At 66.2% G+C, this 5,158-nt stretch carries 8 protein-coding genes and 1 pseudogene; 1 reads left to right on the forward strand and 8 read right to left on the reverse strand.

Features of this window, described 5'->3' with window-relative positions; genetic code table 11:
• On the forward strand, positions 1-188 hold a 188-nt coding region (locus AUC71_RS00455; RefSeq protein WP_244500728.1), incomplete at its 5' end, for a HisA/HisF-related TIM barrel protein.
• 107 nt (positions 189-295) lie between these two features.
• On the opposite strand, the gene fae is transcribed toward AUC71_RS00455, so the two are convergent.
• From fae to AUC71_RS19060, 8 genes and pseudogenes are all read right to left on the reverse strand, one after another.
• The gene (gene fae, locus AUC71_RS00460) at positions 296-805 is read right to left on the reverse strand and encodes a formaldehyde-activating enzyme (RefSeq protein WP_069622680.1); all 510 of its coding nucleotides are present in this window, start codon (positions 803-805) and stop codon (positions 296-298) included.
• 218 nt (positions 806-1,023) lie between these two features.
• Positions 1,024-1,872: a triphosphoribosyl-dephospho-CoA synthase gene (locus AUC71_RS00465; RefSeq protein ID WP_069622681.1), complete on the reverse strand. Its 849-nt coding sequence runs from the start codon at positions 1,870-1,872 to the stop codon at positions 1,024-1,026.
• Complete coding sequence (locus tag AUC71_RS20550) at positions 1,869-2,081, reverse strand: hypothetical protein (RefSeq protein ID WP_244500729.1); 213 nt, start codon at positions 2,079-2,081, stop codon at positions 1,869-1,871. Before AUC71_RS20550 ends, AUC71_RS00465 begins: the two co-directional genes overlap by 4 nt.
• Positions 2,082-2,092: 11 nt before the next feature.
• The gene (locus tag AUC71_RS20555; RefSeq protein WP_244500730.1) at positions 2,093-2,272 is read right to left on the reverse strand and encodes a hypothetical protein; all 180 of its coding nucleotides are present in this window, start codon (positions 2,270-2,272) and stop codon (positions 2,093-2,095) included.
• A 35-nt stretch (positions 2,273-2,307) separates the two neighbouring features.
• Positions 2,308-2,727, reverse strand: a complete 420-nt coding sequence (locus AUC71_RS20085) for an ATP-grasp domain-containing protein (protein ID WP_204376587.1) — start codon at positions 2,725-2,727, stop codon at positions 2,308-2,310.
• A gap of 77 nt (positions 2,728-2,804) precedes the next feature.
• Positions 2,805-3,767, reverse strand: a complete 963-nt coding sequence (gene mch, locus AUC71_RS00475) for a methenyltetrahydromethanopterin cyclohydrolase (protein WP_069622682.1) — start codon at positions 3,765-3,767, stop codon at positions 2,805-2,807.
• Complete coding sequence (locus tag AUC71_RS00480) at positions 3,709-4,812, reverse strand: ATP-grasp domain-containing protein (protein WP_204376588.1); 1,104 nt, start codon at positions 4,810-4,812, stop codon at positions 3,709-3,711. Before AUC71_RS00480 ends, mch begins: the two co-directional genes overlap by 59 nt.
• A gap of 137 nt (positions 4,813-4,949) precedes the next feature.
• Positions 4,950-5,158: pseudogene (locus tag AUC71_RS19060) on the reverse strand (NAD(P)-dependent methylenetetrahydromethanopterin dehydrogenase); the annotation flags it as partial.

The raw sequence follows: 5,158 nt of genomic DNA on the forward strand, positions 1-5,158 counted from the left end.
AGGAGACGCTGGCGCGCGCGGGCGGCAGGTCCGTCTACGTCGGCGGCGGCGTGGCCGGTCTCGACGACATCGCCAAGGTGGCGCAGGCCGGTGCGGCCGGCGTGCTCGCGGCCACGGCGTTGCACTCAGGCGCCATCAGCCAAAAAGAAATCGCCGCTCTCCTGGGAAAGCGGCGATCTCAGACTTGATATGCGGTCAGCTCTGTTTCCTAGAAACCGAGCTTTTGTAGCCACCGCCGAATCGGGCCCGGCCCGTTTCCACTGCCGGGGTCGTCCCGACCTGGGGGTTCTCCTTTTCAGCCAGCGGCGAAAGGATGCGTGGCCGAGTCCTTCTTGGCGGTCACGTCGGAGGCCTTCGGCTCGCCGGCGACTGCGCGGGCGAGGGCTTCCTTGGTGGCCGTGTAGTTGAATTCCTGGATCTTCTTGTCGTCCTTGGCTTCCCAATGGATGAACACGCCGACGCAGACAAAAAGATCGTCTGCCTCGTTGGCGGGGATCACACCTTCGGCCACGGAGTCGGCCACGGCCTTCGCCACGGCGTATTGGGCAGGACCGAACATCTGGACGGCCTGGCGGGCGTCCTTGATGGTCACCTTGTTGTAAAGGATCGTCGGCGGCTTGCAGAGCAGGTTCGGCGCGACAACCGCCAGAAGCGTGGTGAAGCCGTCCTTGTTGTTGGTCAGCGCGTTGCAGAAAGCCGTTTCGACGGCGCTACCGCGCGGACCGAGCAGTAGATCGATATGGGCAACTTCGTTGCCGTCGCCGACGAGCGACTCGCCGACACAAACACCAGTGATTTTGGCCATGAGGCAACCCCTCCCTAGTACTAGGATGATCAGACAAAACGGCGGCCACCGGCCTTAAGACCCGGCGACGAGCCGACGAAAGTGCTCCTGGGTGAACGCTCCTCCGTCCGCAACTCCTGGTCGGAGTTCCGCTGGCGCAACATAAGCCGGGGCTAGAAGGATCGGCAAGTCGATTATTGGCCGTTCTTGCGTGGCCCGAATGTTCCTTATCGGGCCATTTACCGGCCTTGCAGCGCGGCGGCGAACAGCGTGGCCACGGTCAAATCGGCGGAAGTTCCGGGATTCAGCCCCCGTTCCTTGAGCGAGGCGTCAAACGCGGTCAGCGGCCCCGCCATGTCTTGCGGATCGTGGCAGTGAGACAATCCCGCTTCGATCGGCCGCGCTTCGTCCCGGACCTCGCTCGCGGCCGCCCCGCCGAACTTGCGCTCGATCAGGGTGTCGGGGATGTGGGCGAGAAAACCGAGATAGACATAGGTCGTGACCCAGGCCACCGGACCCCAGCGTTTCGTGCCGCCGTCGAGCCATTTGAGGCCGAGCTTGAAGATATCGACGAAGCCGTGGGTGTAATTCCAGGCGATCCGGTCCCCGGGTCTCCGCCGCCTGCATCGCTTCATACAGGGTGACCCCGGCTCCGCCGCCACGTCATGGTAAGGCGCTTGCCCAAGCCCGCCGGGCTCTGCCAGCCGGATCGCGCGATAGGCCGCGCAAGCGTCCTCGATGGTGAGAGACCCGAGAACCTCCTTGAGCCGGTCTTCCAGGCTGTGGCCCGAAGGGTCGAGCGCCGCCTGGGCGAGGGGGGCGGCAAGCAGCACGATGCCGAGATTGGTGTTTTGGCCGACGGCCTCACGCGTGGCCTCCACGGCGGCCTCGATGCGCTCGCCCACCGACAGATCGGGAGCGCCGATCGCCGGCGCCGCGGCCGCGGCGCTCTTCTCGAAGTCGCCGACGCTCATATTGTGGCCGTTGGCGATGCGATGCACGTTGCCGGGCTTGAGCGCCTCGAGCTCGGCCAGGCAAGCCTCATGGAAGCTCGAGACAATACGTTCGGAGGTGAGGGGTGCGGTCACGCTTCCTCTCGGGTCTTGCGTCCGCCCGCGGGCAGCGCCGCATCGAGAAACGCATCGACTAGATGGTCCGAGATGCGCAGCCGCGTCACCTTCTGGAGGCCGTTCCAGGCGGGCATGGAGTTCACTTCGAGCACGAGAAATCTCCCATCGGGCGCCTGGATCACATCGACGCCCGCATAGTCGGCGCCCACCGCGGCCGCGGCGCGCACGGCGAGATCGCTCAGGTCCTGGCCGGCAATGGCTGCCTCGGCACGGGCGCCTGCTTGATATTGGTGATCCAGCTTTCGCCATGGCGGATCATCGCGGCAACAACACGGCCGGCGCAGACGAACAGCCGCCAATCCTGGTAGCGCCCATGGGCCCCGGGAACGAATTCTTGCAGGTAGTAGACGCCGTTCACCGCTTCGGGCGGCGACAGGTCGGAGGCCGCCTCGATCAGGCGCAGACCGTTGCCTTGGGCGCCGAACAGCGGCTTCTCGACGGCGCGGTGTCCTTCCGCGGCGAGCCGGGCGCGATCGCTTCCGCCGTGCTCCTATCGACGCCGGCGAACGTCCTGGGCGTCGGCAGCCCGGCCTTTTGCAGGAAGAACGTCGTGGTGGATTTGTCCACGCAGCGCTCGATGGCGCGGGCGTCGTTCCACACCGTCACGCCGAGCTCGCGCAGCGCATGGAGTACCCCGAGATAGAGCGTCACCTGCTCGAAGCTGCCCCCGGGAATGAAGCGCACAAAGGCGCCTTCGGGCCGGTGATCGCCGAGCCATGGAATAGAGAGCCCGGTCGCGGTCTCCGTGGAAAAGCCGCAAGAAGGCAGCGGCGCCACGATGGGGCGGATGCCCCGCCGCTTGAAGGCGCGCAAGAGGCTCTTGCCATGCCAATCCCGTCCATCGCCGAACAGGACGATGGAGGGGTGATGGCGGTTCGGCAGCCATGGGGTCAGGCGAAGGAGCGTTGCAGCACGGCGTCGTCGATCTTGCCGCTGTGGAAGCTCTCGCCCGTCTTGAGCGATGTCACCGTGACCTTGGCCGGGCTGAACAGCATCGGGTCGATCTGATAGAAGTCGCCTTTCACCGCCGCGAAAATTTCGGCGAACGGCTTGCCGTAGTCCTTCGAGTTGGCGCTCGGCAATTCGTCGGCGAGCTTCTTGGCGGCGTCCGCTTCGCCCGTGACATAGAGCTGGGTGCGGCCGGCATAGATGATGGCGTCGTTGGTCCGGCCCATGGCCTCGATGAAAGCCGGGCGCGCGGGGCGGACCGGAACCGTGGCGATGCCGTCGACGATGTCGTCCAGCGGGAAGTGCAGCTCATGCGCCTTGTGCAGCGCGACTTCGAGGCAGCGCGCGGCGATCTGCACCGTGCCGGCGAGGCTCGAGGTCGGCGCGTAGAGGATCGTCAGCTTGTCCGGCGCGATCTTGCAGGCCTCCGCGATCTTCTTCACCAGCGCCGCCGGCGGCGCCTTGTCCGCCTCGATCACCAGCGCGGCGGTCTTCGCCGTGTCGCGATAGCCGAGTTCGTCGAACAGCTTCTCCGAAGAGCCCATGGCGCGGGCCGGACCGGAGCCGAGCACGTTGAATTTCTTCCCGTTGTCCTCGACCGAGAGGCTCCACCCGGCATATTGCGAACCGAGGCAGGCGAGCACGGGCTGGCTCGTGTGCACGGTCACCATGAACGGCCAGGGGTCCTCGGTGCCGGTGGTCTCGAATGTCACCTGGCCCAGACCGCCAAGGCAGATCTCGGACAGTCTCCGGCCCGCCTCCAGGCCGCCAACGGCCTTCACCCCACAATCGACCAGGGTCTCGCCCAGCGAGCCGGTCGTCACGTCGACGCGCAACGCATCGGCGTTATCGATGAGGTCGCGCACCAATGGCGCGACCAGCGTGTTGATACTCGGTTTCTTCATGTCTTGGCTTACGCGTCCTTCGTTGTTCTTCTTGTTCACCCTGCTCCCCCTTAGACTTTTGTATTATGGCGAGGACGCTGGCTTTGCGCTCTTCTATGAGGCGTTTCGCCCGTCTTCTGGTCCCGGCGCGGGCCAGTACAGTGCATATCGGACGCTGTTTGTCGATCCGCTCACCGGGTGCCGGGAGGTCGGCCGCCCAGGCGGGCCAAATCATGTTGCGCGGCACAATCAAGGCCTTTGGCGCGTGGACGTAGCCCATGGCCGCAGCCCCTTCGAAGACAGGGGTTTTCCAAGGAAGCTTGCCGTCGCGTACCGCCTCCACATGGAGACGAAGCAGCGGCCTTGCCGCGCCTGCGAAGATATCGAGTGTGGCGCCAGGTCGCGGGTTGATCTCGATCAGATAGGGATGATTCTGGTCGAGCATGAAGTCGGCGGAGGCCAGCCCCTTTAGTCTCGAGGCCCGGGCGGCGGAGATCACGATGCGCGACATCTCTTCCGCTGCGCCATCTGAGAGGGACGCCGGCCGCACCGCGCCGCCATAGCGCCACGGCTTGCCCGGCGCCGGCGCCGTCCATTGTTCGCTGAAGCCGAGCACGCGCGCGTTCCGTCCATTGGCGATGAACAGCGCGGAGACGGCGCGACCCTCGATCAGCCTCTGGTAGTAGACATTGGCCGCGCGCGTCTGGAGCCGGGCCGCCGGGACCACGTGGCTGCCCCCCGCGCCGCCGCGGCGCTTGGCGACCCAGCCTGTGGTAGTGCGCGGCCGCGCCGTGACCGTGACGGGGTGGGGGATCGCCAAATCGTCGAGCAGCGCGAAGAAGCGCTCCGGCGCCTTGATGGTCGCGACGGTGCCGGCGTCGTTGCCGAGCAGGGGCCAGCGTTCGGCGATTCGCGACAGGAGATGCGTGCGGTCCTCGAAGCCCGCCCCGTACACAACCCCGAGCACGGGAGCAGGGGCGGCTTTCGCAAGGGCCGCAAGCGCCGGTCCCAAGCTTCGCCACTGAAAGCCGCGGGACCAGATCGCCGGGCATCTTGCGGCAGGCATGGGCCAGCTCTTGCGTATCGGCGTCTGCGAAAAAGTCGGCGACGAGCGGCACATAACCGGCCTCGACCGCCGCGCGCGCCAGCGCCCGGCCCGAGATCGCGGCGATCAGCAGCGCACCGCGCTTCGGGCGCGAGCGCCTAGGAGACGAGGTCTTGGGCGAGTCTGTAGGCGGCACGGAAATCGAGATAGACCGGCTTATCGGCCTGGATCATTTCTTTGAACAGCCCCGACTCCGTCTTGTACTTCACGTCGCCGATAGCGAGCGCGCCGATGCCGACGGCGTTCGTGCCCTCGATCGGCGTGCCCTTATCCTTGATGCCGACGCCTTCGACGCCGAGCGGCGGCA

It is taken from the genome of Methyloceanibacter marginalis (assembly GCF_001723295.1).
Lineage (GTDB): Bacteria > Pseudomonadota > Alphaproteobacteria > Rhizobiales > Methyloligellaceae > Methyloceanibacter > Methyloceanibacter marginalis.